Source organism: Pseudomonas syringae, from assembly GCF_021605415.1.
Taxonomy (GTDB): domain Bacteria; phylum Pseudomonadota; class Gammaproteobacteria; order Pseudomonadales; family Pseudomonadaceae; genus Aquipseudomonas; species Aquipseudomonas syringae_S.
Genome location: NZ_WKEQ01000039.1, coordinates 20624 through 47521 on the forward strand (window position 1 = coordinate 20624; position 26898 = coordinate 47521).

At 58.5% G+C, this 26898-nt stretch carries 26 protein-coding genes and 1 other RNA gene; 10 read left to right on the plus strand and 17 right to left on the minus strand.

Annotation, left to right across the window (positions count from 1 at the left end; all coding sequences use genetic code 11):
- The 9 genes from mraY to rsmI form a co-directional block, all read right to left on the minus strand.
- Nucleotides 1–1083 (minus strand): phospho-N-acetylmuramoyl-pentapeptide-transferase, encoded by a 1083-nt coding sequence (gene mraY / locus GIW69_RS22160; RefSeq protein WP_236484908.1) that lies wholly within the window; start codon nucleotides 1081–1083, stop codon nucleotides 1–3.
- Nucleotides 1083–2450 carry a UDP-N-acetylmuramoyl-tripeptide--D-alanyl-D-alanine ligase gene (locus GIW69_RS22165; RefSeq protein WP_236484909.1) on the minus strand — a complete coding sequence of 456 codons (1368 nt, stop codon included), beginning with the start codon at nucleotides 2448–2450 and terminating at the stop codon, nucleotides 1083–1085. The genes mraY and GIW69_RS22165 overlap by 1 nt, the downstream gene beginning before the upstream one ends.
- Entirely contained in the window at nucleotides 2443–3906 is a 1464-nt protein-coding gene (locus GIW69_RS22170) for a UDP-N-acetylmuramoyl-L-alanyl-D-glutamate--2,6-diaminopimelate ligase (protein WP_236484910.1), read from the minus strand. The genes GIW69_RS22165 and GIW69_RS22170 overlap by 8 nt, the downstream gene beginning before the upstream one ends.
- Nucleotides 3906–5642, minus strand: a complete 1737-nt coding sequence (locus tag GIW69_RS22175) for a peptidoglycan D,D-transpeptidase FtsI family protein (RefSeq protein ID WP_236484930.1) — start codon at nucleotides 5640–5642, stop codon at nucleotides 3906–3908. Before GIW69_RS22175 ends, GIW69_RS22170 begins: the two co-directional genes overlap by 1 nt.
- Entirely contained in the window at nucleotides 5642–5935 is a 294-nt protein-coding gene (ftsL, locus tag GIW69_RS22180) for a cell division protein FtsL (RefSeq protein WP_236484911.1), read from the minus strand. Before ftsL ends, GIW69_RS22175 begins: the two co-directional genes overlap by 1 nt.
- Complete coding sequence (rsmH, locus tag GIW69_RS22185) at nucleotides 5932–6879, minus strand: 16S rRNA (cytosine(1402)-N(4))-methyltransferase RsmH (RefSeq protein ID WP_496570946.1); 948 nt, start codon at nucleotides 6877–6879, stop codon at nucleotides 5932–5934. Before rsmH ends, ftsL begins: the two co-directional genes overlap by 4 nt.
- Nucleotides 6876–7331: a division/cell wall cluster transcriptional repressor MraZ gene (gene mraZ, locus GIW69_RS22190; RefSeq protein ID WP_003178209.1), complete on the minus strand. Its 456-nt coding sequence runs from the start codon at nucleotides 7329–7331 to the stop codon at nucleotides 6876–6878. The genes rsmH and mraZ overlap by 4 nt, the downstream gene beginning before the upstream one ends.
- Before the next feature lie 402 nt (nucleotides 7332–7733).
- Nucleotides 7734–8087, minus strand: an RNA gene (gene rnpB, locus GIW69_RS22195) — RNase P RNA component class A.
- A gap of 73 nt (nucleotides 8088–8160) precedes the next feature.
- Nucleotides 8161–9066 carry a 16S rRNA (cytidine(1402)-2'-O)-methyltransferase gene (gene rsmI / locus GIW69_RS22200; RefSeq protein ID WP_236484912.1) on the minus strand — a complete coding sequence of 302 codons (906 nt, stop codon included), beginning with the start codon at nucleotides 9064–9066 and terminating at the stop codon, nucleotides 8161–8163.
- 177 nt (nucleotides 9067–9243) lie between these two features.
- Between rsmI and GIW69_RS22205 the strand changes: the two genes are divergently transcribed.
- The 4 genes from GIW69_RS22205 to GIW69_RS22220 all read left to right on the plus strand — a co-directional run bounded on the left by GIW69_RS22205 (nucleotide 9244) and on the right by GIW69_RS22220 (nucleotide 12690).
- Nucleotides 9244–11055 carry a penicillin-binding protein activator gene (locus tag GIW69_RS22205; protein WP_236484913.1) on the plus strand — a complete coding sequence of 604 codons (1812 nt, stop codon included), beginning with the start codon at nucleotides 9244–9246 and terminating at the stop codon, nucleotides 11053–11055.
- Complete coding sequence (locus GIW69_RS22210; RefSeq protein ID WP_236484914.1) at nucleotides 11055–11417, plus strand: YraN family protein; 363 nt, start codon at nucleotides 11055–11057, stop codon at nucleotides 11415–11417. Before GIW69_RS22205 ends, GIW69_RS22210 begins: the two co-directional genes overlap by 1 nt.
- Nucleotides 11418–11521: 104 nt before the next feature.
- Nucleotides 11522–12115 (plus strand): phosphoheptose isomerase, encoded by a 594-nt coding sequence (locus tag GIW69_RS22215; protein WP_236484915.1) that lies wholly within the window; start codon nucleotides 11522–11524, stop codon nucleotides 12113–12115.
- The gene (locus GIW69_RS22220) at nucleotides 12112–12690 is read left to right on the plus strand and encodes a BON domain-containing protein (RefSeq protein WP_236484916.1); all 579 of its coding nucleotides are present in this window, start codon (nucleotides 12112–12114) and stop codon (nucleotides 12688–12690) included. Before GIW69_RS22215 ends, GIW69_RS22220 begins: the two co-directional genes overlap by 4 nt.
- Nucleotides 12691–12756: 66 nt before the next feature.
- Here GIW69_RS22220 and GIW69_RS22225 read toward each other — a convergent pair whose 3' ends face one another.
- The 7 genes from GIW69_RS22225 to rplM all read right to left on the minus strand — a co-directional run bounded on the left by GIW69_RS22225 (nucleotide 12757) and on the right by rplM (nucleotide 17646).
- On the minus strand, nucleotides 12757–13170 hold the full coding sequence (locus GIW69_RS22225; protein ID WP_236484917.1) for a ClpXP protease specificity-enhancing factor: 414 nt from the start codon (nucleotides 13168–13170) through the stop codon (nucleotides 12757–12759).
- A gap of 16 nt (nucleotides 13171–13186) precedes the next feature.
- The gene (locus GIW69_RS22230; RefSeq protein ID WP_236484918.1) at nucleotides 13187–13804 is read right to left on the minus strand and encodes a glutathione S-transferase N-terminal domain-containing protein; all 618 of its coding nucleotides are present in this window, start codon (nucleotides 13802–13804) and stop codon (nucleotides 13187–13189) included.
- A gap of 152 nt (nucleotides 13805–13956) precedes the next feature.
- On the minus strand, nucleotides 13957–14739 hold the full coding sequence (locus GIW69_RS22235; protein ID WP_236484919.1) for a cytochrome c1: 783 nt from the start codon (nucleotides 14737–14739) through the stop codon (nucleotides 13957–13959).
- Complete coding sequence (locus GIW69_RS22240; RefSeq protein WP_236484920.1) at nucleotides 14739–15950, minus strand: cytochrome b; 1212 nt, start codon at nucleotides 15948–15950, stop codon at nucleotides 14739–14741. The genes GIW69_RS22235 and GIW69_RS22240 overlap by 1 nt, the downstream gene beginning before the upstream one ends.
- Entirely contained in the window at nucleotides 15947–16543 is a 597-nt protein-coding gene (gene petA / locus GIW69_RS22245) for a ubiquinol-cytochrome c reductase iron-sulfur subunit (protein WP_236484921.1), read from the minus strand. The genes GIW69_RS22240 and petA overlap by 4 nt, the downstream gene beginning before the upstream one ends.
- 267 nt (nucleotides 16544–16810) lie before the next feature.
- Complete coding sequence (gene rpsI / locus GIW69_RS22250) at nucleotides 16811–17203, minus strand: 30S ribosomal protein S9 (protein WP_008080273.1); 393 nt, start codon at nucleotides 17201–17203, stop codon at nucleotides 16811–16813.
- Nucleotides 17204–17217: 14 nt separating this feature from the next.
- Nucleotides 17218–17646 (minus strand): 50S ribosomal protein L13, encoded by a 429-nt coding sequence (rplM, locus tag GIW69_RS22255; RefSeq protein WP_095146675.1) that lies wholly within the window; start codon nucleotides 17644–17646, stop codon nucleotides 17218–17220.
- Nucleotides 17647–17891: 245 nt separating this feature from the next.
- Between rplM and GIW69_RS22260 the strand changes: the two genes are divergently transcribed.
- Complete coding sequence (locus GIW69_RS22260; RefSeq protein WP_236484922.1) at nucleotides 17892–18932, plus strand: NADP(H)-dependent aldo-keto reductase; 1041 nt, start codon at nucleotides 17892–17894, stop codon at nucleotides 18930–18932.
- Nucleotides 18933–19011: 79 nt separating this feature from the next.
- On the opposite strand, the gene GIW69_RS22265 is transcribed toward GIW69_RS22260, so the two are convergent.
- Nucleotides 19012–20148: an acyl-CoA dehydrogenase family protein gene (locus GIW69_RS22265; protein WP_236484923.1), complete on the minus strand. Its 1137-nt coding sequence runs from the start codon at nucleotides 20146–20148 to the stop codon at nucleotides 19012–19014.
- A gap of 245 nt (nucleotides 20149–20393) precedes the next feature.
- Between GIW69_RS22265 and GIW69_RS22270 the strand changes: the two genes are divergently transcribed.
- From GIW69_RS22270 to GIW69_RS22290, 5 genes are all read left to right on the plus strand, one after another.
- Nucleotides 20394–21290 (plus strand): GlxA family transcriptional regulator, encoded by an 897-nt coding sequence (locus tag GIW69_RS22270; protein ID WP_236484932.1) that lies wholly within the window; start codon nucleotides 20394–20396, stop codon nucleotides 21288–21290.
- 184 nt (nucleotides 21291–21474) lie between these two features.
- Nucleotides 21475–23424 (plus strand): FAD-dependent oxidoreductase, encoded by a 1950-nt coding sequence (locus tag GIW69_RS22275; RefSeq protein ID WP_236484924.1) that lies wholly within the window; start codon nucleotides 21475–21477, stop codon nucleotides 23422–23424.
- Nucleotides 23425–23582: 158 nt separating this feature from the next.
- Nucleotides 23583–24470 carry a nitrilase family protein gene (locus GIW69_RS22280; RefSeq protein ID WP_236484925.1) on the plus strand — a complete coding sequence of 296 codons (888 nt, stop codon included), beginning with the start codon at nucleotides 23583–23585 and terminating at the stop codon, nucleotides 24468–24470.
- Nucleotides 24471–24484: 14 nt separating this feature from the next.
- Nucleotides 24485–25693 carry a hypothetical protein gene (locus tag GIW69_RS22285; RefSeq protein ID WP_236484926.1) on the plus strand — a complete coding sequence of 403 codons (1209 nt, stop codon included), beginning with the start codon at nucleotides 24485–24487 and terminating at the stop codon, nucleotides 25691–25693.
- 66 nt (nucleotides 25694–25759) lie between these two features.
- Entirely contained in the window at nucleotides 25760–26755 is a 996-nt protein-coding gene (locus GIW69_RS22290; protein ID WP_236484927.1) for an asparaginase, read from the plus strand.
- Nucleotides 26756–26898 lie beyond the last annotated feature (143 nt).

The window sequence follows — 26898 nt, forward strand, 5'->3', positions numbered from 1 at the left end:
CTACCTCAGCTTCAGGGTGGCAAGGCCGACGAGCACGAGAATCACGGTGATGATCCAGAAACGGACGATCACACGCGGCTCGGGCCAGCCCTTGAGTTCAAAGTGGTGGTGTATCGGTGCCATGCGGAACACGCGGCGACCGGTCAGCTTAAAGGACGCCACCTGAATGACGACTGACAGGGTTTCCATCACGAACACGCCGCCCATGATGAACAGGACGATTTCCTGACGGACGATCACTGCGATGGTGCCCAGCGCGGCGCCCAGTGCCAATGCACCGACGTCGCCCATGAAGACTTGCGCCGGGTAGGTGTTGAACCACAGGAAGCCGAGCCCGGCACCGATCAGCGCGCCGCAGAACACAATCAGCTCGCCTGCGCCCGGCACGTAAGGAATCAGCAGGTATTCAGCGAATTTCACGTTACCCGACAGGTAGCAGAAGATGCCCAGGCCACCACCGACCATCACGGTCGGCATGATCGCCAGACCGTCGAGGCCGTCAGTCAGGTTGACCGCGTTGCTCGAACCGACGATCACGAAGTAGGTCAGCACGACGAAGCCGATGCCCAGCGGAATGCTGTAGTCCTTGAGCATCGGCAAGATCAGGGTGGTTTCCACTGGAGTGGACGCGGTCATATAAAGGAAGATCGCCGCGCCGAGCCCGAACACCGACTGCCAGAAATACTTCCAGCGGCTCGGCAACCCACGAGAGTTCTTCTCGATCACCTTGCGGTAGTCGTCGACCCAACCGATGGCGCCGAACAGCAGCGTCACCAGCAACACTGTCCAGACATACCGGTTGCTCAGGTCGGCCCAGAGCAAAGTGCTGACGCCAATGGACGACAGAATCAGCGCGCCGCCCATGGTTGGTGTGCCGGATTTGGACAGATGAGATTGCGGGCCGTCGTTACGAACCGATTGACCGATCTGACGGTTTTGCAGAGTACGGATCATCCACGGGCCGTAGCACAGCGACAAAACCAGCGCGGTCAGCACACCGAGAATCCCGCGCAGGGTCAGGTACTGAAAGACCGCGAAGCCTTTGTGGAACTGTTGCAGATACTCCGCTAGCAGCAGCAGCATTAATGTTTCTCCAGACTGGATCCGCACAGGGCCGCAACGATGTTTTCCATCGCCGCGCTGCGCGAACCCTTGATCAAAATAGTGGTGTTTTTATCCTGCTCGGCGCCGAGGGCCTGGATCAGTTCGGCTTGGCTGCCGAAGTGACGGGCCTCTGGGCCGAAAGCGTTGACCGCGTGGGCCATCATCGGTCCGACGGCGTAAAGCGCGGCAACCTTGCCGCGAGCGTATTCGCCCACGTCGCGGTGCCCCTGCTCAGCCCAGTCCCCCAGCTCACCGATATCCCCGAGCACGAGGACGGTTCGGCCGGCAAAACCGGCGAGAATATCGACGGCGGCGCACATGGACGTCGGGTTTGCGTTGTACGTGTCATCGATCACGCGCATGCCGTTCTTCGCCAGTTGCGCGACGGTGCGGCCCTTGACCGGTTGCACAGCGCCGAGCCCGGTGGCGATGCCGAACAGCGACACGCCCAAGGCATGTGCGGCGGCGGCGGCGGCCAGGGCATTGGCGACGTTATGAGTGCCGAGCAAATTCAGTTGCACCCGCTCCATACCGTCAGGGCTGTGCAGATTGAACGCGGGGCAGCCACGCGCATCGGTGGTCAGATCGCTGGCATGGAAATCGGCCTGCTCATTGGCCAGGGCAAAGGTCAGCACCTTGCGGTTGCCTGCGCGAACCTTCCAGATGCCAAAAGCCTTGTCGTCAAGATTCAGCACAGCCACGCCATCGGCGGCCAGGCCTTCGATGATCTCGCCTTTGGCTTCGACGATTTTTTCCGGGCCGCCGAACTCACCGACGTGGGCGGTTCCGGCGTTATTCAGAATGGCGACATGGGGCTTGGTCAGGCCCACGGTGTAAGCGATTTCGCCGAGACGAGAAGCGCCCAGTTCGATCACTGCCGCGCTGTGTTCAGCGGCGAGTTCGATCAGGGTCAGCGGCACGCCGAGGTCATTGTTCAGGTTGCCACGGGTCGCCAGTACCGGGCCGCGGGTGCGCAAAATGCTCGCAAGCATTTCCTTGACTGTGGTCTTGCCGCTGGAACCGGTCACGGCTGCGACCGGTTGAGTGAACGCGGCACGGTTCAGCGCACCCAATTGGCCGAGAGCCTGACGGGTATCTTTCACCAGCAACTGCGGCAACGTGCTGTCGGCGACTTCACGCTCGACCAGTGCAGCGACCGCGCCTTTGGCGGCGACGTCGTTCAAATAGTCATGACCGTCGAAACGCGGGCCGGTCAGGGCTATAAACAGTTGCCCAGCCGTGATCGCGCGGCTGTCGATGCTCACGCCATTAAAGGAAACATCGCCTGCGACCAGACGCGCATCGAGTGCGTTGGTCAGCTCACTGAGTTTCAAGGCCTTAAGCATGGGCCACCTCCCACGCGGTCAGGGCGTGATCGGCTTCGACCAGATCAGAGAATGCATGGCGTTCGCCATTGATTTCCTGATAGTCCTCGTGACCTTTTCCGGCCAGGACAATAACGTCATCCGCCGATGCGCCGGCCACCAGTTGAGCAATAGCCTGACCACGACCGGCCACGAAAGTGACTTTATCCACAGCCGTGAAGCCGGCGCGGATGTCATCGAAAATCACTGCCGGGTCTTCGGTGCGCGGGTTGTCGTCGGTGACCAGCACGCGATCGGCCAGACGCTCGACCACTTCGGCCATCAACGGACGCTTGCCGCGATCACGATCACCGCCGCAGCCAAACAGGCACAGCAATTGACCTTTGACGTGAGGACGCAGCGCCGTCAGCACTTTTTCCAGGGCGTCCGGCGTGTGGGCATAATCGACCACCACCAGCGGTTGAGTGCCGCCACCCAGACGCTGCATGCGTCCGGCCGGGCCCTCAAGCTTCGGCAGCACCTTGAGAATTTCGTCGAGCGCGTACTCCAGACCGAGCAGTGCGCCGATGGCAGCCAGAACGTTGCTCAAGTTGAATCGGCCCAGCAAAGTGCTGCGCAAATGGTGTTCGCCTTGCGGCGTGACCAGTGTGGCGCGCACGCCTTCGTCATCGAACTGCGCTTCGCGGCAATAGAGATACGCGCTGCTGTCGAGCAGGCTGTAGGTGATCAGTCGCGACTCACGTTTATCAGCGGCCAGTTGCCGGCCGAATTCGTCGTCGAGATTGACCACGCGGCATTTCAGATCATTCCAGGCAAACAGCTTGGCTTTCGCTTCGCCGTAGGCCTGCATGGTGCCGTGGTAATCGAGGTGATCACGGGACAGGTTGGTCATCACCGCCACGTCGAATGCCAGCGCGGTGACCCGCCCCTGATCCAGACCGTGGGACGAGACTTCCATGGCCACGGCTTTGGCGCCGGCCTTTTTCAGGTCACCGAGCGTCGCTTGCACGGCAATCGGATTCGGCGTGGTGTGCAAGCCGCTTTCCAGCGCGCCAGAGAAACCTGAACCGAGGGTGCCGACGATGCCGCAGTGCTGACCGAGCAGATCCAGCGCCTGGGCAACCAGTTGGGTCACGCTTGTCTTGCCGTTGGTGCCGGTGACGCCGATCAGGTTCAAGTGATGACTGGGCTCGCCGTAAAAGCGCCCGGCAATGTCCGACAGCTGCGCCGCCAGGCCTTTGACTGGAATCAGCGGCACGTCGGTGATCGGCAGCACGGTGGCGCCTTCCACTTCATACGCCACCGCAGCCGCACCGCGTTGCAAGGCATCGGCGATGTGCGTACGACCATCGAACTTGCCGCCCGGCACCGCCAGGAACAGGTCGCCCGCACGCACGTTACGGCTGTCGAGCGCCAGTTCACGGATCAACAGATCGTGGCCGGCGTGGGGGAAAATCTTGTTCAGACTCAGAGACATCAGCCGCGCCCTCCATTGGCTTTCAGCGGAACGACCGTAGCGTTGGCCTGTTCTGTGGTTGGCAGGTTGTCCGGGGTAACATTCATCAGGCGCAGGGTGCCGGACATCACGCGACTGAACACCGGCGCCGAGACCAGGCCACCGTAGTAACCGGCCTTGGTCGGCTCATCGATCACCACCACAATGGCGTAACGCGGATCGCTCATCGGGCCGAAACCGGCGAACAGCGAGCGGTAGGAATTTTCGGCATAACCCTTGGTGCCGACCGACGTCTTGCGCGCAGTACCCGACTTGCCGCCCACGTGATACGCCGGCACCTGGGCACGGAACACGCCGCGCGGCGCTTCGATCACTTGTTGCAACATGCCTTGCATGGTTTTCGCCACGGCTTCCGGCAGCACTTGCGTGGTCTGCGGCGGCTTGTCGGTTTTGATCAGGGTCAGCGGCGCGAGGCGACCGTTGTTGGCGAGTGCCGAAAAGGCATGAACCAACTGGATCGCGGTCACGGAAATACCGTAGCCGTAGGACAGCGTTGCGGTTTCAGCCTTGCGCCATTCGCGGTAGTTCGGCAGGTTGCCGACGCGTTCGCCCGGGAAGCCGAGACCGGTATCCTGGCCGAGGCCGACTTTCTGCGCCAGGCGGAAAATGGTCTCGCCGCCGATATCGAAGGCGACCTTACTCATGCCGACGTTACTGGAATTGATCAGAATGCCAGTCAGGTCGAGCACCGGGCCTTCGGACTTGGAAACGTCCTTGATGGTGTATTTACCGATTTGCAGAGAACCCGGATACACCTCAACAGTGTCACTCGGTTTCCAGCGGCCGGTTTCGATGGCGGCGCTCATCGAGATCGCTTTCATGGTCGAACCCGGCTCGAACACGTCGATCATCGCGCGGTTACGCATCATCGCCGGTTGCAGGTTGCGACGGTTGTTCGGGTTGTAGGTCGGCTGGTTGACCATGGCGAGGATTTCGCCGGTCTTCACGTCCATGATCACGAGGCTGCCAGCCTTGGCGCCGTTCTCGATGATCGCGTTGCGCAGTTCGCGGTTGGCCAGGTATTGCAGACGCAGGTCAATGGACAACGCCAAGGGCTTGCCGGCCTTGGCGTTTTTGGTGACCTGGACATCCTTGATCAGCCGACCGCGCCGATCCTTGATGACCTGCCGCTTGCCAGGCACACCGGCCAGCCATTCTTCATAGGCCAGTTCGACCCCTTCACGACCGTGGTCATCAATGTCGGTGAAGCCGACCATGTGCGCGGTAACTTCACCGGCCGGATAGAAGCGGCGGAATTCTTCGATGCCGTAGACGCCCGGGACTTTCAGGTCGAGCACGGCCTGGCCCTGCTCGGGGGTCATCCCGCGCACCAGGTAAATGAATTCTTTGCTGGCCTGGGCTTCGAGGCGTTCCGACAGGGCTTTCGGATCCTGCCCCAGCGCGGCCGCCAGAGCCGGCCACTTGGTTTTATCCAGCTGCATTTCTTTAGGATTCGCCCACAGCGTCGTCACCGGGGTGCTGACGGCTAGCGGCTCGCCGTTACGGTCGGTAATCAAGCCACGGTGGGCTGGAATCGGGATGTGACGAACACTGCGTGCGTCGCCCTGACCTTTCAGGAAGTCACGGTCGACCACTTGCAGGTCGATGATGCGCCAGCAGATCGCGGCCACCATGATGCCGAGCAAGCCCAGCACTAGACGGAAACGCCATGGGAACAGTGCGCCTTCGAGTTTCATCATGGCGCCACCATCTTCACGTCGGCGGCACCAGGGATGTGCATCTTCAGCTGTTCGGTGGCCAGCACTTCGATCCGGCTATGCGCCGTCCAGGTGCTCTGCTCCAGGATCAAGCGACCCCACTCGGCTTGCGCCTTGTCGCGCACGCTCAATTCGTTATATAGCGTATTGAGTAACTGCCGGTTCCAGTGCGCACTGTAAGACACGCCGATGGCCGACACGATCACGCCGACGAACAGCAGCATCATGAAGAAGCTGCCGCCGGGCAGTGGCTTGGCGAAAAGCTTGCTCACCGCAACTTCTCCGCGACGCGCATGACAGCGCTACGGGAACGTGGGTTGGCTTTGAGTTCGGCGTCGGAGGCCGTCTGCGCTTTGCCGTGGACTTTGATTTTCGGCTCGAAAGCCACGTGACGCACCGGCAGATTGCGCGGCAGATTGTCCGCCTCGCCCTTCACCAGTTTGCGCATGAACAGTTTGACGATGCGGTCTTCCAGCGAATGGAAGCTGATGACGACCAGGCGGCCGCCCACTTCCAGCGCTTCCAGTGCGGCATCAAGGCCGGCTTCCAGATCGCCCAATTCGTTGTTGACGTGGATACGCAGACCCTGGAATGCACGGGTGGCCGGGTTCTTGCCCTTTTCCCATGCCGGGTTGGCGACCTTGAGCACTTCGGCCAGATCGGCGGTGCGCTCAAAAGGCGTGATATCGCGGCGCTCGGCAACAGCACGGGCCATGCGACCGGAAAAGCGTTCTTCGCCGTATTCCTTGAACACGCGGGCGATTTCTTCCACGGGTGCGGTGTTGACGAATTCGGCCGCGCTGATACCACGCGACGGATCCATACGCATGTCCAGCGGGCCGTCATTGAGGAAGCTGAATCCGCGCTCAGCATCGTCGAGCTGCGGCGAGGACACGCCCAGATCCAGCAAAATGCCGCTGACCTTGCCGGCCAGGCCGCGCTCGGCGACGACCGAACCCAGCTCGGCAAAGCTGCGCTGCACAACGACAAAGCGGCCGTCTTCGGCCGCTAGCGCTTGCCCGGTGGCAATCGCTTGAGGATCCTTGTCGAATCCGATGAGTCGACCGTCCGTCCCGAGCTGGCTGAGGATCAACCGGCTATGTCCGCCGCGCCCGAACGTGCCATCCAGATAGCAGCCATCAGGACGTACGGCGAGAGCCTCGACGGCTTCGTCAAGCAGTACGGTGATGTGGTTAAAGCCGCTATCAATAGTCACAGGATCAAATCACGCAGTTCATCAGGCATGGCGCCCGGTTGTTGAATAGCAGCAAGGTCAGCGGCGGATACCGCGTTCCATGCATCCTCGTCCCACAATTGGAACTTGTTCAGTTGGCCTACCAGCATCGCGCGCTTGTCCAATTTGGCGTATTCGCGCAGACGCGGTGGAACCAGAAAACGGCCACTGCCATCGAGTTCGAGGTCGACGGCGTTGCCAATCAATAAACGCTGCAGGCGACGGTTCTCTTCACGAAGCGAAGGGAGTGCGCGCAACTTGGTTTCGATAATTTCCCACTCATCGAGGGGGTAAACAGACAAACATGGATCAACGGCATCGATCGTGACGATTAATTGGCCGGAACTACGCGAAACGAGCTCGTCACGGTACCGGCTCGGCATAGCGAGACGGCCCTTTGCATCGAGACTGATTGCGTTAGCTCCGCGAAACACGTCTGCGTTTCTCCAATTTTTAGCGTTTTGAGCTCAAAAAACCCACTTCATGCCACTTTCCGCCACTTGTGCACACTATAGGAATGCGCCCACCACACCGTCAAGGCGCGCATTAAAGGAAAACCCTTACAGAACGGAGATTTACGAGCAATAAAGGAGGCGTAACGAGAATCTGTCGCAGAGTTTTGAGCAATAACTTGATGCAGCAATGAAAGCTGCGCTCGGAAGTTAAAGTAGTTTGTTAAGAGTAAGATTTTTTCGGTATTACAAAAGCGCTTCTGCTGTTGATTGAAGCAAGGTGGGAAAAGGCTATTACTGCGTTTGCGCTGCCGGACTTTCAGCTCGGGCCTGCTGATAATAAACAGCCCCGATTCCAATGATTCAAGCAGGGAATAGAAAAAGGTGGAGAGTCGATCTGTAAGCCGGGTTCTGTCTTGAACAGTCATTCGTCTACGATGGCCATCACTGGACATCTTTAGCAACCTACCCGGTCCCAGCGCGGGCCACGCCTTGGGACCCTATTTGGTCTTGCTCCAAGTGGGGTTTACCTAGCCACGAACTGTTGCCAGACGTGCGGTGCGCTCTTACCGCACCTTTTCACCCTTACCGGCGCTTGCGCGCTTAGGCGGTTATTTTCTGTGGCACTTTCCGTAGGCTCACGCCTCCCAGGCATTACCTGGCACTTCGCCCTATGGAGCCCGGACTTTCCTCCCCCCCCTAATTTTCATAGAGGGCAGCGACTGTCCGATCGACTCTCCGCCGCGCAGGTTAACGGCAGCGGAGCCGAAGAACAAGCGCAAATAGCCATCGACAGCGCCTGCGCGTCGGATTACTTGTCCTTCTGTTGCTCCAGTGCCACTTGGTACAGCACGTTTTTGCGCTCGCCGGTGATTTGCGCGGCCAAGGCAGCGGCGCGCTTTAACGGCATCTCTTCGAGCAGCAGATTGAGCACACGCATAGTCTCGCTGCTGACCGCATCTTCAGATTCCGGCGCTGCCCAGCCCGCGACCAGCACCACGCATTCACCGCGCTGCTGATTACTGTCCGACTCGACGAATGCACGCAGCTCGGCCAATGGCAAACCCTTGAGGGTTTCGAAGGTCTTGGTCAACTCACGGGCCAGCAACGCCGGACGCTCGGCGCCGAAAACCAGCTCCATGTCTTGCAGGCACTCGAGAATACGGTGCGGCGCTTCATAAAAAATCAGCGTGCGCGGCTCTTCCTTTACCGCTTCCAGTCGCGCACGACGGCCTACGGTCTTGGCCGGCAGGAAACCTTCGAAGATAAATCTGTCTGACGGCAAGCCCGCCGCCGACAACGCCGCAATCAACGCACAGGCGCCCGGCACCGGCACTACATTGATTCCGGCAGCACGCGCCTGACGAACCAGGTGATAACCCGGATCGGAAATCAACGGCGTACCGGCATCGGAGATCAGCGCCACGTCGTCACCCGCCAACAAACGGGTAATGAAGCGGCTGCCTTCATCTCGCTCGTTGTGTTCATGACAGGCTGCCAGCGGCGTAGGAATGCCAAAATGCTGCATCAAGCGCTGGGAGTGACGCGTGTCTTCGGCGGCAATCAACGCAACGTCGCGCAGGATCTTCAGGGCCCGGGCACTGATGTCGTCCAGGTTGCCGATGGGCGTCGCCACCACATAAAGCGAGCCAGCAGCGGAATTCAAAGCACCTGGAGCAGTCAAAGCGCACACCTCATGATCGGTAAAAGCCTGCATTGTAACGCGTCATGAGGGCTGCCACGCGCCTGACGCTGCCTCGGTTTTGCCAGCGTCCATGAGCCCCGGCAACATTTGCTTCAGCTAAATTGCTGGATTCGCTCCAGTAACATCGCGCCCCGGCCAGTGCTTGGGTACAATTCGACGCTAATTTGATCGAGTATCAGGAACACTTACATGATCGCTTGCCTGCGGCTGTTTACTGCCCTCTGCCTCGCTGCCTTGCTGGCGGCCTGCGCCAGCTCGCCCTCCTCCAGCCTTGGCGAACTTCCACGGACCCCGGATGCCAGTATCGAGCAGTTGCTCGAACAGGCCGCCCAGAGCAAAACCCCGGATCAGGTCGCGTTGTTGCGCCTGAGTGCAGCGGATCTGGCTTATCGTCAAGGCAATGCCGGCCAGTCCGCGCAAATCCTGCAACAAGTGCCGCTGGAACAACTCAAGCCGGGGCAACAGGTGTTCGCCAGTACTCTGGCGGCCGAACTGGCCATGACCCGCAATCAGCCGAAAGCCGCGCTGACTGCCTTGAGCCACCCGAGCCTGCAACGTCTGAGCGAATTGCCGGAAGAGCAACAGGTTCGCACCGGTACCGTTCACGCCCGCGCCCTTGAGGCCGACGGCCAGACCCTCGCGGCAGCTCGTGAGCGTATCTTCATCGCGCCGATGCTTGAAGGTGAAGCCGCCAGCAAGAACCACGACGCCATCTGGACGCTGATTGCCTCGCTGCCGACCGATCAATTGCAGCCGACCACTACCGATGACCTCGGCGGCTGGATGAGCCTGGCCCTGGCCGTGAAAACCGCCGGCACCCTGGAGCAGCAGCAAGCCGCGATCGACACCTGGCGCGCACAGAATCCCAAGCACCCAGCCGCGATCAACCTGCCGCTGCCACTGACCAAACTCAAGGAACTGGCGAGCCAGCCTTTGAGCAAGATCGCCCTGCTGTTGCCACAAGACGGCCCGCTGGTCACTTATGGCAAAGCACTGCGTGAAGGCTTCATGGCCGCGCACTATCAGGCTCAACAGGCTGGGCAGAAGCCGCCGGCCATCGAGTTTTATGACAGTTCGAAAGTGACCAATCTCGACGACTTCTACCGCAAGGCACAAGCCGATGGTGTGCAACTGGTCGTCGGCCCGCTGGAAAAACCTCTGGTCAAACAACTGAGCACTCGCCCGCAACTGCCAATTACTACTTTGGCGTTGAACTACAGCGAAGGCGATCAAGGCCCGGCGCAACTGTTCCAGTTCGGTCTGGCCGCAGAAGACGAAGCCCGTGAAGTGTCCCGACGCGCCCGCGCTGACGGCCTGCACCGCGCTGCGATAATGGTGCCAAAAGGCGAATGGGGCGACCGTGTCCAGCGCGCCTTCAGCCAGGATTGGCAGGCCAATGGCGGCAGCATTGTTGCCATCGAGCGCATCGACCAGCCTGTGCAACTGGCCCAACAGATCGCCGACATGTTCCAGTTGCGTCAGAGCGAAGCCCGCGCCAAAAGCCTGCAGAACGCCGCAGGCACTAACGTAGCTGCGCAACCTTCGCGCCGTCAGGACATCGAGTTCATTTTCCTCGCCGCAAGCCCCTTGCAAGCCCAGCAGATCAAGCCAACCCTGAATTTCCAGTACGCTGGCGATGTGCCGGTCTACGCGACGTCTCAGGTCTTCAGCGCCAGTGGCGACGTGAATCAGTACAACGACATGAACGGCGTGAAGTTCTGCGAGACCCCATGGTTGCTCGAAGCCAATGATCCGCTGCGCCAGCAGGTCGTTGCACAATGGCCGCAAGCCGCCGGCAGCCTCGGCCGCCTCTACGCAATGGGCATCGACGCCTATCGCCTGGCGCCACGCCTGGGTCAACTCAAGGCCCTGCCGGACAGCCGCATCGAAGGTCAATCGGGCAGCCTCGGCATGACCCAGACCCAGCGTGTCGTACGTCAATTGCCTTGGGGCCAGTTCGTCAGCGGCCAGGTACAGCGTCTGCCGGACACCCCGCGCTGATGCCCGACAGGTCACACTTGCAAAGCGGCAAGGATGCCGAGCGCCGAGCGCTCGAGCATCTGCAACACCAGGGTCTGCGCCTGCTGGCGCAGAACTGGTTATGTAAACGCGGTGAGCTTGATCTGGTCATGCTTGATGGCGATACAGTAGTATTCGTCGAAGTTCGTTACAGAAAGAACACTCAATGGGGTGGCGCGCTCGATAGCATCGATGCGCGCAAACGGCAGAAACTGATTTTCGCCGCAGAGTATTTTCTTCAGCGTGAATCGCGCTGGGCCGACTCTCCTTGCCGCTTCGACGTGGTGGCCATCGACAGCCACGCAGCGCAGCTGAACTGGTTGCAGAATGCGTTCGATAGCTGAGCGCTTGCTTCCGACCCGAATATTTTTACCCGACAACTTTTGCTCTTTGCTTTGCGGGCTGCACATTCACGTGCCGAACAGCCGCGCTAATTAAGGTCACACAGATGGACATGCAATCCCGAATTCGCCAGCTTTTTCAGGCCAGCATCGACACCAAGCAACAGGCGATGGACGTACTTGCACCGCACATCGAGCAAGCCAGCCAAGTGATGGTCAACGCCTTGCTCAACGAAGGCAAAATGCTTTCGTGCGGCAACGGCGGTTCCGCCGGCGATGCCCAGCATTTTTCCTCGGAACTGCTCAACCGCTTCGAGCGTGAGCGCCCGAGCCTGCCGGCCATCGCACTGACCACCGACACGTCGACGATTACTTCGATCGCCAACGATTACAGTTACAACGAAGTGTTCTCCAAGCAAATCCGCGCATTGGGCCAGCCGGGCGATGTACTGCTGGCCATTTCGACCAGCGGTAACTCGGCGAACATTATTCAAGCGATCCAGGCCGCACATGATCGCGAAATGATTGTCGTAGCATTGACCGGGCGCGACGGTGGCGGCATGGCGTCGCTGCTGCTGCCTGAAGATGTCGAGATCCGCGTACCGGCCAATGTCACCGCACGTATTCAAGAAGTCCATCTGCTGGCGATCCATTGCCTCTGTGATCTGATCGACAGCCAATTGTTCGGGAGTGAAGAATGACCGCAAACCGCCTGGGCCTTTTGGCCCTGACCCTGTGCCTTGGCATCAGTGGCTGCACTTCGGTGGTGAATGCCAGCCGTGAAGCGCCCATCGAAGACGACCGTGGCACCCGCACCTTCGGCAGCAAGATCGACGATTCGCTGATCGAAACCAAAGTCGGCGTGAACATCGCCAAGGCCGATCCGGCGCTGGACAACGATTCGCACATCGTCGTCACCAGCTTCAACGGCGTCGTGCTGCTGGCCGGCCAGACTCCCCGCGAAGACCTCAAGGCCAAGGCCGAACAGGCTGCCAGCAATGTGCAGCGCGTGAAGAAGGTGCACAACGAGCTGCAAGTGATTCAGCCGTCGTCTCTGCTGGCCCGCCAGAACGACGCCTGGCTGACCACCAAGATCAAAACTCAAATGCTGACGGACGCCAGCATTCCTGGGTCGCGCATCAAGGTTGTCACCGAGAACGGCATCGTTTATCTGCTGGGTCTGCTGACCAGGCAGGAAGCCACCCAAGCCACCAATCTGGTGCAGGGCGTTTCCGGCGTGCAGAAGATCGTAAAACTCTTCGAATACATCGACTGACCTGCTTCCTGCGGCAGCTCCTGCATTCAGCGAATAAAAAAGGCGATCCATCTGGATCGCCTTTTTTTATTTCACCACTTTCAGGCTTGGCCGGCCGCTAGGTCGCGGCGGCTCGCTGCCCGGTGGCGGCAGGTCGTCTTCCGGCTCGATCTCTTCCTCGTCATCCATTGGCGATTCCAGATCGAAGACCATGCCCTGACCGTTCTCCCGGGCATAGATCCCGAGGATGGCGGCGATAGGCACGTACAAACTGTGCGGGACGCCACCGAAGCGACCTTCGAAGGTCACTACGTCATTGTCCATATGCAAATGCCGCACGGCACTTGGCGAAATGTTCAGGACAATCTGGCCATCGCTGGCAAAACCCTGTGGCACCTGCACCGCTGGGTACTCGGAATTGACCAGCATGTGCGGGGTGCAATCGTTATCCACAATCCACTCGTAGAGCGCGCGGACCAAATAAGGTCGACTGGAGTTCATAGCGGCTCCTTAAGCCTTAGCGCATATCGCGTTCGACACCAGACAGACTCGCCTGGAAAGCCTCACGCGCAAACTGGCGCTCCATATAATCAAGCAGCGGCTTGGCCGGCCGCGGCAGTTCAATACCCAGAATCGGCAAACGCCAGAGTATTGGCAATAGGCAGCAATCCACCAGACTTTGTTCCTCACTGAGGAAAAACGGCTTGTCGGCAAACAGCGGCGACACGCCCGTCAGGCTTTCGCGCAACTCTTTGCGCGCCACAACACGTGCAGCTTCCTTGGTTTTCGAATCCAGAATCAGATCCACCAAACCACACCAGTCGCGCTGAATGCGATGAATCAGCAGACGACTGTTGGCACGCGCCACCGGATAAACCGGCATCAATGGCGGATGCGGATAACGCTCATCCAGATATTCCATTACCACCGTCGACTCCCACAACGCCAGATCACGATCGACCAGGGTGGGCAGGCTGCCGTAAGGGTTCACCTCAATCAGTTTAGGCGGCTGGCGACCAGCTTCCACATAAATGATCTCGGCGCTGACACCCTTCTCCGCCAGTACGATGCGTACTCGATGGGAATAGTGGTCGGCGGGGTCGGAGTAACAGGCCAACCGATTGGTCACGCCCATGGCGATCCTCCTCGCTTGTTGAAATTATCGGAACCGCAAAAACGCGCGCGCCCAGAGGGCGTCTCCCCGTAATTGCCTGGCGAGCCAGGCTCATTACGCTCTCGGAGACGCCCTTGGGCGCGCGCGATTAACAGCAATAAATTACAGCTTTATCAGTGAACGTCTTTCCAGTATTCCCGCTTGAGCAGGTAGGCAAATACGAAGAAGAACGCCAGGTACAGCAACACATATGTACCGATACGCTGATGTTGCAGCTTAACCGGGTTAGCCGAGTAAGCCAGGAAGGTTACCAGATTCTTCACCTTCTCATCGAACTGCTCTTCATTCAGAGCGCCGGTTTTCGGCACGATGGTCAGCTGATCGCACGCCTCATGAGTCAGCGGCGTACCGGTCAGCGGATCGTATTGCTTCTTGCCGTCTTCGACGATCTGCACCTGCTTGCAACCCACGACCTGGCGACCTTGCAGGCCGACCAGCACGTTGGGCATGCCGACGTTCGGGAAGACCTTGTTGTTCACGCCCCAGGGACGCGACGGGTCTTCGTAGAACGACTTCAGATAACCGTAGAGCCAATCGGTGCCGCGAACCCGTGCAACCAGGGTCAGATCCGGTGGCGCCGCGCCGAACCAGGTCTTGGCGTCGGCCGGCTGCATGCCGATGGTCATGTGATCGCCGATCTTGGCGCCGGTGAACACCAGTTTCTCCAGCATCAATTCATGGGGAATACCCAAGTCGTCGGCAACACGCTCGTAGCGCTGGAACTTGGCGCTGTGGCAACCCATGCAGTAGTTGGCAAACGTACGAGCACCATCTTGCAGGGCGGCCTTGTCGGCAAGGTCGATATCGACTTTTTCCAGTTCCGGACCACCCTGTTCAGCGGCAAAGGACAGGACGGGCAAGGCAGCAAAAATCAGAGCAAAAAATAACTTTTTCATCAGCCAGTCACCCTATCCGGAACCGGTTTGGTCTTCTCGAGCCTGGTGTAGAACGGCATCAGAATGAAGTAGGCGAAGTACAGGAACGTGCACACCTGCGACAGCAGCGTGCGCCCAGGCGTCGGCGCCAGAACACCGAGGATGCCGAGGATCACGAACGAAATGCAGAACACCACCAGCCAGATCCTGCTCATCCAGCCTTTGTAGCGCATCGACTTGACCGGACTGCGGTCGAGCCACGGCAGAACGAACAGCACGGCAATCGCAGCACCCATGGCGATCACGCCCAAGAGCTTGTCGGGGATCGCACGCAAAATCGCGTAGAACGGCGTGAAGTACCAGACGGGCGCAATGTGCTCAGGCGTCTTGAACGGGTTCGCTGGCTCAAAGTTCGGCTTTTCGAGGAAGTAGCCGCCCATTTCCGGGAAGAAGAACACGATGAAACAGAAAATGAACAAGAACACCACGACACCGACGATATCCTTCACCGTGTAGTACGGGTGGAAGGCAATGCCATCCAGCGGGATACCGTTTTCGTCCTTGTACTTCTTGATGTCGACGCCGTCAGGGTTGTTCGACCCCACTTCGTGCAGCGCCAGAATGTGCAGCACCACCAGACCGAGAATCACGATCGGCAACGCCACGACGTGCAAGGCGAAGAAGCGGTTCAGGGTGATCCCGGATATCAGGTAGTCACCACGAATCCACTGGGTCAGGTCGTTGCCGATGACCGGAATCGCACCGAACAGCGAGATGATCACCTGGGCGCCCCAGTAGGACATCTGGCCCCACGGCAGCAAATAGCCCATGAAGGCTTCGGCCATCAATGCCAGGTAAATCAGCATGCCGAACACCCAGACCAGTTCGCGCGGCTTCTGGTACGAGCCGTAGAGCAGACCACGGAACATGTGCAGGTAGACGACGATGAAGAACGCCGATGCGCCGGTGGAGTGCAGCAGGCGCAGGATCGAGCCGTACTCGACGTCGCGCATGATGTATTCGACGGAGGCGAACGCCTCTTCTGCCGACGGGGTGTAACTCATCGTCAGCCAGACGCCGGTGACGATCTGGTTGACCAGAACGAGCAACGCCAAGGAGCCGAAGAAGTAAAAGAAGTTGAAGTTTTTTGGCGCGTAATACTTGCTGAGATGGTCTTCCCACATCTTCGTCGCGGGGAAGCGCGCATCAACCCAATCCATGATCTTGCTCATGACGCGTTCTCCTTGTCGACGCCGATGACGATCACGTCATCCGACTCATAGGAATGCGGTGGAACTGGCAGGTTCAAAGGCGCCGGTTGCGACTTGTAGACGCGGCCGGCCAGATCGTAATGGGAGCCGTGGCAAGGACAGAAATAACCGCCAACCCAGTCTTTGCCCAGATCCGCAGGTGCCACTTCGGGGCGGAAAGTCGGTGAGCAGCCCAGGTGTGTGCAGATTCCGATCAGCAGCAGAATTTCCGGCTTGATCGAACGCACTTCAGGGTCGACATAGGTAGGTTGCGTAGAGTTTTTTGAGGTCGGATCGGAGAGCTGGCCCTCGATCTTTTTGAGATTCCCCAGGATTTCCTCAGTACGGCGGACGATGAACACCGGCTGACCACGCCATTCAGCAATCATCTGCTGCCCTGGCTCGATTTTGCTGACATTCACTTTCACCGGTGCGCCGGCAGCTTTCGCCTTGGCGCTGGGAAACCATGACCCTACGAACGGGACCGCAGCCCCCACCGCTCCTGCAGCACCCACCACGGATGTGGCTGCTACCAAGAAGCGACGCCGGCCTGCATTCACGCCGTCATTGCTCATTCAGTCCTCTCCCATCAGCTTTGTGGCCTGTTAAATCAGGCGTCTACTAAATAAAACTGTGTACTTATTAAAATTTGCCGAATGGTAATGAAAACCCCCAATTCTGACAAGGTAATTACCCGGAGGCAGAACCTCCAAGCCTTGGAGTATAGGGCGTCTGCGAGGGAGGCAAGTTGTCACAGCGCAATTCTTTGATAAATCGCAGGCATAAAAAAACGCCCGGTTCCGTGAGGAATCCGGGCGTTCTTTTTTGAACGTGAAAGCGAATTAACGCTTCGAGTACTGCGGACGCTTACGCGCTTTACGCAGACCGACTTTCTTACGTTCAACTTCACGGGCGTCGCGAGTAACGAAGCCAGCTTTGCGCAGAGCGCCACGCAGGGTTTCGTCGTAGTCCATCAGAGCGCGAGTGATACCGTGGCGGATTGCGCCAGCTTGACCACTTACACCACCGCCGATCACGGTGACGTAGATGTCGAACTTCTCGACAGTCTCAGTCAGCTCCAGCGGCTGACGAACTACCATGCGGGCAGTTTCGCGGCCGAAGAAGTTTTCCAGCGAACGGTTGTTGATGGAGATGTTACCAGTACCCGGACGCAGGAAAACGCGTGCGGTTGCGGTCTTGCGACGGCCAGTGCCGTAATTTTGAGTCGCCGACATAATGTACTATTCCGTTAAAACTTCAGTTCTTGGGGCTGCTGAGCAGTATGAGGGTGTGCAGCGCCCGCATAGACTTTCAGCTTACGGTACATGTCGCGACCCAGTGGGTTTTTAGGCAGCATGCCTTTAACCGCGGTCTCGATCACGCGCTCAGGGGCTTTGGCGATCAGCTTTTCGAAGTTGATCGACTTGATGCCGCCTGGGAAACCCGAGTGGGAGTAGTACATTTTGTCAGTGGTTTTAGCGCCAGTAACACGGATCTGCTCGGCGTTGATTACGACGATGTAGTCGCCGGTGTCAACGTGAGGAGTGTATTCAGGCTTGTGCTTGCCACGCAGACGGCTCGCGATTTCGGTGGCCAGACGACCCAGGGTCTGACCAGCAGCGTCGACGACGAACCAGTCGCGCTGTACTGTTTCCGGTTTAGCAGTAAAAGTTTTCATTCTTTATAGCCTCAGGGGCCGCCCTGTAAATTAGACGGCGGATCTTACTGAATAGTGCGTACTTTGACAAGTCAAAGGCAGCCGGATACAGACGCTTTCGGGGGCTCGGGTCGGCGCGTCCGTTCAACGGCAAGATTCTTCGGCGGCGGCGCATCACTTCCACTGCAGAAAGAGGTGCGCAATTATGCAGATTGCGAAAAATAATTCAACCTGCTTTTATGATTGTTTTGCCCAAGGAGCACCTGATGGACTATCGCCAGCTAGGCCGTACCGACCTGAACGTGAGTGCACTCTGCCTCGGCACCATGACCTGGGGCGAGCAAAACACCCAGGATGAAGCCTTCGCCCAGATCGAACGCGCCAAAAGCGCCGGGATCAATTTCATCGATACCGCCGAAATGTACCCGGTGCCACCGAAAGCCGACACCTACGCCACCACCGAGCGCTACATCGGCAATTACTTCAAGAGTCGCGGCGATCGCGCCGACTGGATCCTCGCCAGCAAAATCGCCGGCCCGGGCAACGGCATCGATTACATCCGCGACAACAACCTGCGCCACAACCGCCAGCACATCACCGAAGCGGTGGATGCCAGCCTCAAGCGCTTGCAGACCGACTACATCGACCTCTATCAACTGCACTGGCCGGAGCGCAGCACCAACTTCTTCGGCCAGCTCGGCTACAAACACAAGATCGAAGCCAACCTCACTCCGCTCGAAGACACCCTCGAAGCGCTGGACGAGCAAGTGCGCGCCGGCAAGATTCGCCACATCGGCCTGTCCAACGAAACGCCTTGGGGCACCATGCGTTTCCTCGCGCTCGCCGAAGCGCGTGGCTGGCCGCGTGCCGTGTCGATCCAGAATCCGTACAACCTGCTCAATCGCAGCTTCGAAGTCGGCCTGGCGGAAATTGCCATCCGCGAACAGTGCGGCCTGCTCGCCTATTCGCCGCTGGCGTTCGGCTTCCTGTCCGGAAAATACGAAGGGGGCGCACGTCCGCCGAAAGGTCGCCTGAGCCTCTATAGTCGTTTCAGCCGCTATTTCAACGCGCAGTCGGAAGCGGCTTGCAGCCGTTACGTCGCATTGGCCCGCGAGCACGGTCTGGATCCGGCGCAGATGGCCCTGGCGTTCGTCACCCAGCAACCGTTCGTCACCAGTAACATCATTGGCGCAACGACGCTTGAGCAACTGGACAGCAACATCGCCAGTTTCGACCTGAAGTTGTCGGATGAAGTGCTGGCAGGGATCGAGGCGATCCACAAGGATCATCCGAATCCTGCGCCGTAAGTAAAAGATCGCAGCCTTCGGCAGCGCCTACAGGGCTCACGCCATTCCTGTGTAGGCGCTGCGGCACGCTGGGATCTTTTTAAAGCGACCGCGCGATGATTTCTTTCATGATTTCATTGGTGCCGGCATATATCCGCTGCACCCGCGCATCCGCCCACGCGCGGGCCACCGGGTATTCCCACATAAAGCCGTAGCCGCCATGCAGTTGCACGCATTCGTCGAGCACTTTGCATTGCAGATCGGTGCCCCAATATTTGGCCATCGCCGCTGTCGGCACGTCGAGCTTGCCTTGCAGATGCAGCTCCAGGCACTTATCCACAAACACGCGGCCGATCTGAATCTCGGTGGCCATTTCCGCCAGTTTGAAACGTGTGTTCTGGAAGTCGGCAATCGCCTTGCCGAACGCTTTGCGATCACGGGTGTAATCGAGCGTCCATTGCAGCGCCGCCTCGGCCGAGGCCAGACCGCCAATCGCCACGGTCAGTCGCTCTTGCGGCAGTTCCTGCATCAGATAGGCGAAGCCCATCCCGGCCTGCCCTAGCAGATTTTCCTTCGGCACTCTGACGTCCTGAAAGAACAATTCCGACGTGTCCTGAGCCTTCATGCCGACCTTCTCCAGACGCTTGCCCTTGTCGAAGCCCGGCGTGTTCGCCTCGACCAGAAACAGGCTGGTGCCCTTCGCGCCAGCCTTGGGATCCGTTTTCGCCACCACGATGACCAAATCGGCGAGAAAACCGTTGGTGATGAAGGTTTTCGAGCCGTTGATCACGTATTCGTCGCCATCCAGCACAGCAGTGGTCTTCACCCCTTGCAGATCGGATCCGGCACCCGGCTCGGTCATCGCAATGGCAGTGACCATCTCGCCGGACACCAGTTTCGGCAGGTATTTGTGCTTCAGCGCCTCGCTGCCGTAATGCAGGATGTACGGCGCAACAATGTCCGAATGCAGCGAAAAGCCGATACCGGTAAGTCCCAGACGCCCGACCTCTTCGATCACCACCGCGCTGTAAAGAAAGTCCGCCCCCAGGCCACCGTACTCTTCCGGCAGGTGCGAACAGAGCATCCCCGCCTCCCCTGCCTTGTTCCACAGCTGGCGATCGATGTAGCCCTGTTTTTCCCACTGCCCGTGAAACGGCACGGCCTCTTTTTCGAGGAACGTTCTGACGCTGTCGCGGAACAATTCGTGCTCGGAGCTGAACAGGGTTCTGGGAATCATGCGGCACCTTTCTTTCTTGTTAGAGGAATCCAGCCTTCAGAGACTAAGCCGCGCCAGCGATACACGACACTGGACACATCCGACAAAAAATAAGACGATCCAGCCGTCTGGTGACCACTTTCCCTTATAAAAACAAAAGTTGAATTATGTCTAAGCAAGCCTCGACGCCCTTGCGGCGTGTCAGCATCCTGGCGATCGACCGGGTTTTCGCCTCCACCCTCATGCAAGCCAAGGATTTCTTCCACCTGGCTAGCCTGCGTTACGGCAAACAACTGGGCCACGGCCTGACACCGGCGTTCGAAACGCGCCTGGTCAGTCCCGACGGCAAACCGGTGAACAGCTTCAGTGACGTGGTGATCCCGGTAGACGGCGGTCTGGAGAACGCCGACGTCATCATCCTTCCGGCGTTCTGGGACGATTTCGATACGCTGTGCCAACGTTATCCACAGATCCTGCCGTGGCTGCGCGAGCAGCATGCACGCGGCGCCGTGCTCTGCGGCGAGGCCACCGGAGTGTTCTGGCTCGCAGAGGCCGGACTGCTCAACGGCAAGGAAGCGACCACCTACTGGCGCTTCTTCAACGCCTTTGCCGAACGCTTCCCGCAGGTGTACCTGAATCAGGACAAACACCTGACCGACGCCGACAACCTGTACTGCGCCGGCGGCACGACGTCGGCGTGCGATCTCTACATCTACCTGATCGAGCGCTTCTGCGGCGCCAACGTCGCGCAAGCCGTGGCCCGGGACATTCTGTATGAAGTGCAACGCAGCTATGCGCCGGGACGCATCGGTTTCGGCGGGCAGAAACTCCATCAGGACGTGATCATCCTGCAGATCCAGCACTGGCTCGAAGAGCACTTCGCCGACAAGTTTCGCTTCGAAGACGTGGCCCGGGAACACGGCATGAGCATCCGCAACTTTATGCGCCGTTTCCAGACTGCAACCGGTGACAAGCCGCTGCACTACCTGCAACGCCTACGTATCGAGACCGCGAAGGGCCTGCTGTCCGGCAGTCGCAAGAGCATCAAGACCATCAGCTATGAAGTCGGCTACGACGACGCGAGCTTCTTTGCGCGGCTGTTCCGCCAGCACACCGAACTGTCGCCGAACCAGTATCGGCAGCAGTTTCAGCAGGCTGCGTGAAACACCTATCAGACTAAAAACCCTGTGGGAGTAGTCCTCCCACAGGAACCTCACGCGCGAGCGTTTTATTCCCACTTGAATTGACGAAAGCAGAGCAACGTCTGGCTCTCTTTTACGACTGTTCACGCATTGTTGCGCCATACAGACTTCCTGCCATGCACATTCGCATCAAGGAAGATGAACAGTGACGATCGGATCAAGCTACAACTACCCGGCACAGGCCGCCGAAACTGAAGCACGCACAAAGCGCTCGACTCCGGGCAAATGGAAAGCGCGTTTTCCCAACCCGCCTGACTTATGCTTTGACTATCGCGCGCTGGTCGAACAGAGCAACGGCATCGCACAGGCGACGGATCCACACCACAGGATCTGCATCATCGGCGCTGGCGTTACCGGCCTGACGGCCGCCAGAGAACTGCTGCGCTGCGGTTTCCGCAATATTACGTTGATCGAACAATCATCCCGAATCGGCGGCAGACATCTCACTCTTCCGGGAAGCCCTCAGTCCAAAGTCAGCCACACGCCATTTGAAATGGGCGCGATGCGAATGCCATTGTTCAATCGCGAAGGCGAGCCGCCTAAAGACGGCCGCTCGCTGATGGCCTACTACGCGAAGATCTTTGACTTGGCGCTGACGGACTTTGCCAACCCCGGCAGCCAATGGGTCAAATCAACCGGTATTTACCTGCGCGAGGGCACCGTGTCGGGCGGGGCGATGCCGCAAATGCTGATCTGGAAAAATCCTGAAGGTCAAACGCCTCCTCCCGGTGATGAACTTCAAGCGGTTTATGCCAAGTGGAGAGCCTTCGCCGACCGTATGACTCGCCATGTCGCGGATATGTATGCGCTCGATGACTGGGAAGTCGTATGGGCTGCCATCGTCGACAAATACCAGGCCGTTTCCTTTCGCGATCTGGTCACAATGCCTGCTTTACAGGCCTGGAGTCGCGACACTCCCGGCGACTTTGGCGGAATGGGCATGTCAGCGAAAGAGTCGGCCATTTTTTACGCCATCGGGATCGGAGATGGCAGTTGGGGAGCGTTTTACGATGTGTGCTCGCTTTATCCCTTGCGTACCGCCATCTTCGGGTTTAGCAGCCAGTTGCAGTTAGTGCTCGGCCGGGTGGATGAGAAAGGTGATCCCTTATCGGATTCGCCCCACATCAACAGTAATGCCGTTTTCGACTCGACTGGCCTCAAGTTTGAACAACCACGTTATCTGGGGCTCGCAGCGCTCAGTGAATGTCTGATGTTCATGAAGCCCGAAGAATGCGCCACATCCTTCTATCAACAATGTCTGCAAAGTCGCGAAGGTCTGTTGACGGACTGCTCCGTCAATAAGCTGAAAAAACTTGATGGCGGCAAGACACGGGTTTATTTCAGCTGCAAGCATAGTCAGCCTGAGTTGTCCCAACAGCGCTTCAGTGACTTTGATTCAGTCATCATGACGCTTCCCTCGTGGTTAATCGAAACCCGAATCAAGCTTGAAAATTTCACCCCGCGAATGCTGCCATTCGAGACGATCAATGCGTACAAGACCGCGCATTGGGAAACGAGCTGCAAAGTGTTCGCGCCGCTGAAGAAATCCTTTCTGTCCAGCAACACCACCATTCCCCAGACAATCGTCACAGACAGCTTTATCCATGATGTTTACACCTACCGCTATAACGAGAATTACAGTTATGACTGCATTCTCCTCAGTTACACCTGGGAGGATGACGCGACCAAACTGTGTTGTTTCAACGACAAAGAACTGGTCGCCAAATGCGCTGAAGAACTCGACCGGATTCTGATGAACTCCAGCAATATTCGGCAGCGCATCTCACCGTACATAGGCCTGGATCAAGCCGTCGTCCAGCGCTGGATGGCTGATAAGAATGCGTTGGGCTGCGCCAAGCTTTACCGGCCCGGCGCTTATTACGACGCCGTTCGACTGATGAAATATAACCGTGACTACTCAAATCTTTCCGGGCTGTATTTATCCGGAGAGTCATTTTCCGTGGACGCCGGCTGGACAGAACCCTGCTTTCGAGGTGCCGTCGATGCGGTGATCCACCTCTGTGAAAAGACCGGGGCACAGTTCAACGGCGGCTTCACGATGAATGATTATCCGCACTATCAAACCGGCATCTGAATTATCCGCACATCGTTTCTGCGCCTACACCTGTCCAACCTTCCTAGGAGCAGTACTACAACCAAACCAGAAAGCGCCGACTTACCTTTTGCTGCCGACTCGACTCTTATGTTCCCGCCACCCGATGGCGTGAAAACAATAATAAGAGGTCATGAAAAATGAGTGAGTCAACGAGCCCCGTTCGCGTTGCCGTCGTGCAATGTAATCCGCAAGTCGGTATGCAAAACCGCGCTGAGAACTTGAGTAAAAGCCTGCAATTGGCACTGGAAGCGGTTAATGGCGGTGCGAATCTGATCGTCTTGCCCGAGCTGTCCAATACCGGCTATTACTTTCACAATCGGCAGGATGCGTTCGATCATGCCGAAGTGGTTCCTGACGGGCCGAGCGTCAGCAGTTGGGAAGATTTTGCCCGTCATCATCAGGTGTATCTGGTGGCCGGCCTGACAGAGCGCGACGGACCGCGACTCTACAACACGGGGGTGCTGCTGGGGCCTGACGGGTTCATCGGCAAATATCGCAAGGCTCACCTTTGGAACCTGGAGAAACTCTGGTTCACTGCCGGTGATGGCGGATTCCCGGTGTTCGAAACGCCAATAGGCCGTATTGGATTGCTGATCTGTTGGGACATCTGGTTCCCCGAGGTGCCCAGAATCCTCAGCCAGCAAGGTGCAGACATTATCTGCAGCCTGAATAACTGGGTCTGGACACCGCCGCCGTTGTTCGACGACGCCGGTAAATGCATGGCCTCGTACCTGACGATGACCGCCGCACACGTCAACAATGTGTTCATTGCGGCGGCAAGCCGAATCGGCGAAGAGCGCGGCGCTCGATACCTTGGATGCTCATTGATCGCTGGCACCAATGGCTGGCCGATCGGTCGGGTGGCATCTGCCGACCAGCAGGAAATCCTCTACGCGGACATCGACCTGACCAGCTCGCGCAGCGCGCCTATCTGGAACGCATTGAACGACCTGCATAGGGATCGGCGCAGCGACGTCTATGACCGAATGCTCGGTTACACACAGCATCCCTGCCTTGCGCGCTGACCGGGAGGTGACCCATGGACACTCTCCAGGCAAAGGAACCGAAACAAATTGCCGCCAGGACCCTGCTCGACAGCACGATCATCGGATTGCTGTTGGGCGCAATTGCATTAATGGTCTGGCTTTCTTTCACATACCAATCAGTTTGGTCCGCGCGCTGGCCGGACTATGGCCACATGGTCGCCACACTTCCCGACCCGTCCGCCTGGGTGCGCTGGGTATTGGGGGACATCAGCGAGGTGGCGTTTTATAAGCACGAGTTCGCCTCCATTGGTCTCTTGGCCGGCGCGTACCTGGCGTATTGGGCAAATCGAAGGGGCAAATCCTGGCAAGGTTTCACTATTTGCTATGGCAGCAGGCTGTGGCCATGGCTGGTGACCAGCTCGTTGCTGGGCTTGGTGCTGAGCAATCTGGTATGGGGCTGGACAGTCACCGCCACGAGTTGGCAGCCAACATTCGCAGCGTTCGTGTCGTTGCCCGCAGCCATGGTGTTGATGTTTGGCAAAGGCTGGAAGGTTGCGATCAACGGCGCAATCATGGGCGCCCTGCTCGTGACGCCCATGTGCCTGCTGATGGTGAATTACGTGTGCAATCCACTTGGGTTGCCCGTCGTCATCGGCAATGTCTCGGGCATGGCGATCGCCAGCATCGCCGCCTTCGTGCTCTGCCGCTATGTACCGGGTCTGGTGAAATCCACCGCGCCCAAACCCGCCGCCGAAGAGGTCAGCGTGATCGTGCCCACCAAGGCGCCGGATTATGGCTTCGTGTGGAGCGCTCGACGGATTCTGGCGGATTTTTCCGAGGCCCCCTTCTTCGGCAACGAATGGGCCAGCCTCGGGTTGATCGTCGGGGCATTGCTGGCGTTTACGTTGAACCCCACGAGCCCGGTTTACGGTACAGGCCTGCTGCCGCAACTGCTGGCGGGCCAAGCGTTGACCTCGGCATTGGGTGTGGTGATCTGGCGCAAACAGTGGATGGTTCGAGGCTGGTTCCCCACTTATGTACCGTTGGTATCCGTCGTTCCGGCAGCCATTTTGACTTACGGTGGCGATTGGCAAGTGATCGTTTCAAGTGCATTGCTCGGCGCCCTGATCGCGCCACCGCTGGCATGTGCGCTCGCGCAAAGATTGCCAGGCTTCATGCATGGCTTCATCGGTAATGTGCTGTCCATGGCCATCAGTACGTTGCTGATCCTTCCGATCGTTGGATGGCTGGCCAGCCACTGACAACGTCCCTCCCCGGCTGACTTTTGAATGATTGAGGAGCAGCCGGTTTTGTCTGCGAGGTATCACATGGACTTGCCTGAATTGGCCATCGCCGCACTCGGCGGCACTGTCAGCATGCAATCACTGCAAAGCGGCGAAGGCGTCGTTCCGACGGCGGACGGCCAAGCACTTTTGAACACGGTGCCGGAACTGAAAGCGCTTGCGCAGTTGCGCGTCGAGACACTCAGTCTGTTACCGAGCGCTTCGCTGGATTTTGAGTATCTATTGAGCGTGCTGGGGTGGGCGAACGCTCAGGTCAGCCAAGGCGCGGCGGGAGTCATCATTATCCAAGGCACGGACACGCTGGAAGAGTCAGCTGCATTTTTCGATTATTTGTGGGAGCACGACGAGCCCCTGGTTCTGACCGGCGCCATGCGTTCAGCACGCCAGCCAGGGGCTGACGGCCCTGCCAACTTGCTGGATGCCGGCCGCGTCGCGCTAAACAAAAGCAGCCGCAGGCGGGGTGCGCAGGTTGTGCTGAACGGGGAGATTCACAGAGCCAGTGCTGTGCGCAAAGTCGATTCCATGGCCGTGAACGCGTTCGCGTCGCCCATGACCGGCCCTGCCGGGATATTGATCGAGGGCGCGGCGCACTATTTCCAGCCGCCAGTCATGCGTCGGGTCTTGCCAATGCCGCAACACACCGGCCACACAATCGCCTTGCTGGAGGCGTCGCTCTCTGCGGACAGCCTGCTGCTGGAACAGGTGGTAGAGCTGGGCTATGACGGCTTGGTGATCGCCGGATTCGGTGCCGGACATGTCTCAGCGCCCTGGGCCAATGCCATTGAAGCCATCGCCCGACGTATTCCGGTGGTCATCGCCACGCGGACCGGTTGCGGCACAACGTCGTATTCGACCTACGGGTTTATCGGCAGCGAGATTGACCTGTTGACCAAGGGTGCTGTCATGGCGGGGTTTGTCTGCCCACGCAAAGCAAGAATTTTGCTGTGGCTGCTGGTCGGCTGTCGCCAACAAGAACAACTGCCGTCGTATCTCGACCCAACCGGATGGCCGCACGCATAAAAAAAGGCCTGCAATCCAGGCTGTGTGAAAACACAATCTGTCCCGGTTAAAAGCAAATGCCCCGACTTGTCGGGGCATTTGCTTTTCTGCGATCTGAAAAATAAAGGGCCTCTCAGCCCATCAGCGCCATCAGCTTTTGCGCT

Excerpts from the sequence above, each read along its gene's own strand:
- GIW69_RS22230 (WP_236484918.1), bottom strand. The coding sequence starts at position 13,804 with ATGGGCGTGACCAATCGGTTGGCCTGTTACTCCGACCCCGCCGACCAC.
- GIW69_RS22215 (WP_236484915.1), top strand. The coding sequence starts at position 11,522 with ATGGACATGCAATCCCGAATTCGCCAGCTTTTTCAGGCCAGCATCGAC.
- GIW69_RS22225 (WP_236484917.1), bottom strand. The coding sequence starts at position 13,170 with ATGAACTCCAGTCGACCTTATTTGGTCCGCGCGCTCTACGAGTGGATT.
- GIW69_RS22165 (WP_236484909.1), bottom strand. The coding sequence starts at position 2,450 with ATGCTTAAGGCCTTGAAACTCAGTGAGCTGACCAACGCACTCGATGCG.
- mraY (WP_236484908.1), bottom strand. The coding sequence starts at position 1,083 with ATGCTGCTGCTGCTAGCGGAGTATCTGCAACAGTTCCACAAAGGCTTC.
- petA (WP_236484921.1), bottom strand. The coding sequence starts at position 16,543 with ATGAGCAATGACGGCGTGAATGCAGGCCGGCGTCGCTTCTTGGTAGCA.
- GIW69_RS22265 (WP_236484923.1), bottom strand. The coding sequence starts at position 20,148 with ATGATTCCCAGAACCCTGTTCAGCTCCGAGCACGAATTGTTCCGCGAC.
- GIW69_RS22260 (WP_236484922.1), top strand. The coding sequence starts at position 17,892 with ATGGACTATCGCCAGCTAGGCCGTACCGACCTGAACGTGAGTGCACTC.
- GIW69_RS22280 (WP_236484925.1), top strand. The coding sequence starts at position 23,583 with ATGAGTGAGTCAACGAGCCCCGTTCGCGTTGCCGTCGTGCAATGTAAT.
- rpsI (WP_008080273.1), bottom strand. The coding sequence starts at position 17,203 with ATGTCGGCGACTCAAAATTACGGCACTGGCCGTCGCAAGACCGCAACC.
- GIW69_RS22210 (WP_236484914.1), top strand. The coding sequence starts at position 11,055 with ATGCCCGACAGGTCACACTTGCAAAGCGGCAAGGATGCCGAGCGCCGA.
- GIW69_RS22205 (WP_236484913.1), top strand. The coding sequence starts at position 9,244 with ATGATCGCTTGCCTGCGGCTGTTTACTGCCCTCTGCCTCGCTGCCTTG.
- GIW69_RS22240 (WP_236484920.1), bottom strand. The coding sequence starts at position 15,950 with ATGAGCAAGATCATGGATTGGGTTGATGCGCGCTTCCCCGCGACGAAG.
- GIW69_RS22175 (WP_236484930.1), bottom strand. The coding sequence starts at position 5,642 with ATGAAACTCGAAGGCGCACTGTTCCCATGGCGTTTCCGTCTAGTGCTG.
- GIW69_RS22170 (WP_236484910.1), bottom strand. The coding sequence starts at position 3,906 with ATGTCTCTGAGTCTGAACAAGATTTTCCCCCACGCCGGCCACGATCTG.
- GIW69_RS22285 (WP_236484926.1), top strand. The coding sequence starts at position 24,485 with ATGGACACTCTCCAGGCAAAGGAACCGAAACAAATTGCCGCCAGGACC.
- GIW69_RS22220 (WP_236484916.1), top strand. The coding sequence starts at position 12,112 with ATGACCGCAAACCGCCTGGGCCTTTTGGCCCTGACCCTGTGCCTTGGC.
- rplM (WP_095146675.1), bottom strand. The coding sequence starts at position 17,646 with ATGAAAACTTTTACTGCTAAACCGGAAACAGTACAGCGCGACTGGTTC.
- GIW69_RS22290 (WP_236484927.1), top strand. The coding sequence starts at position 25,760 with ATGGACTTGCCTGAATTGGCCATCGCCGCACTCGGCGGCACTGTCAGC.
- GIW69_RS22235 (WP_236484919.1), bottom strand. The coding sequence starts at position 14,739 with ATGAAAAAGTTATTTTTTGCTCTGATTTTTGCTGCCTTGCCCGTCCTG.
- rsmI (WP_236484912.1), bottom strand. The coding sequence starts at position 9,066 with ATGCAGGCTTTTACCGATCATGAGGTGTGCGCTTTGACTGCTCCAGGT.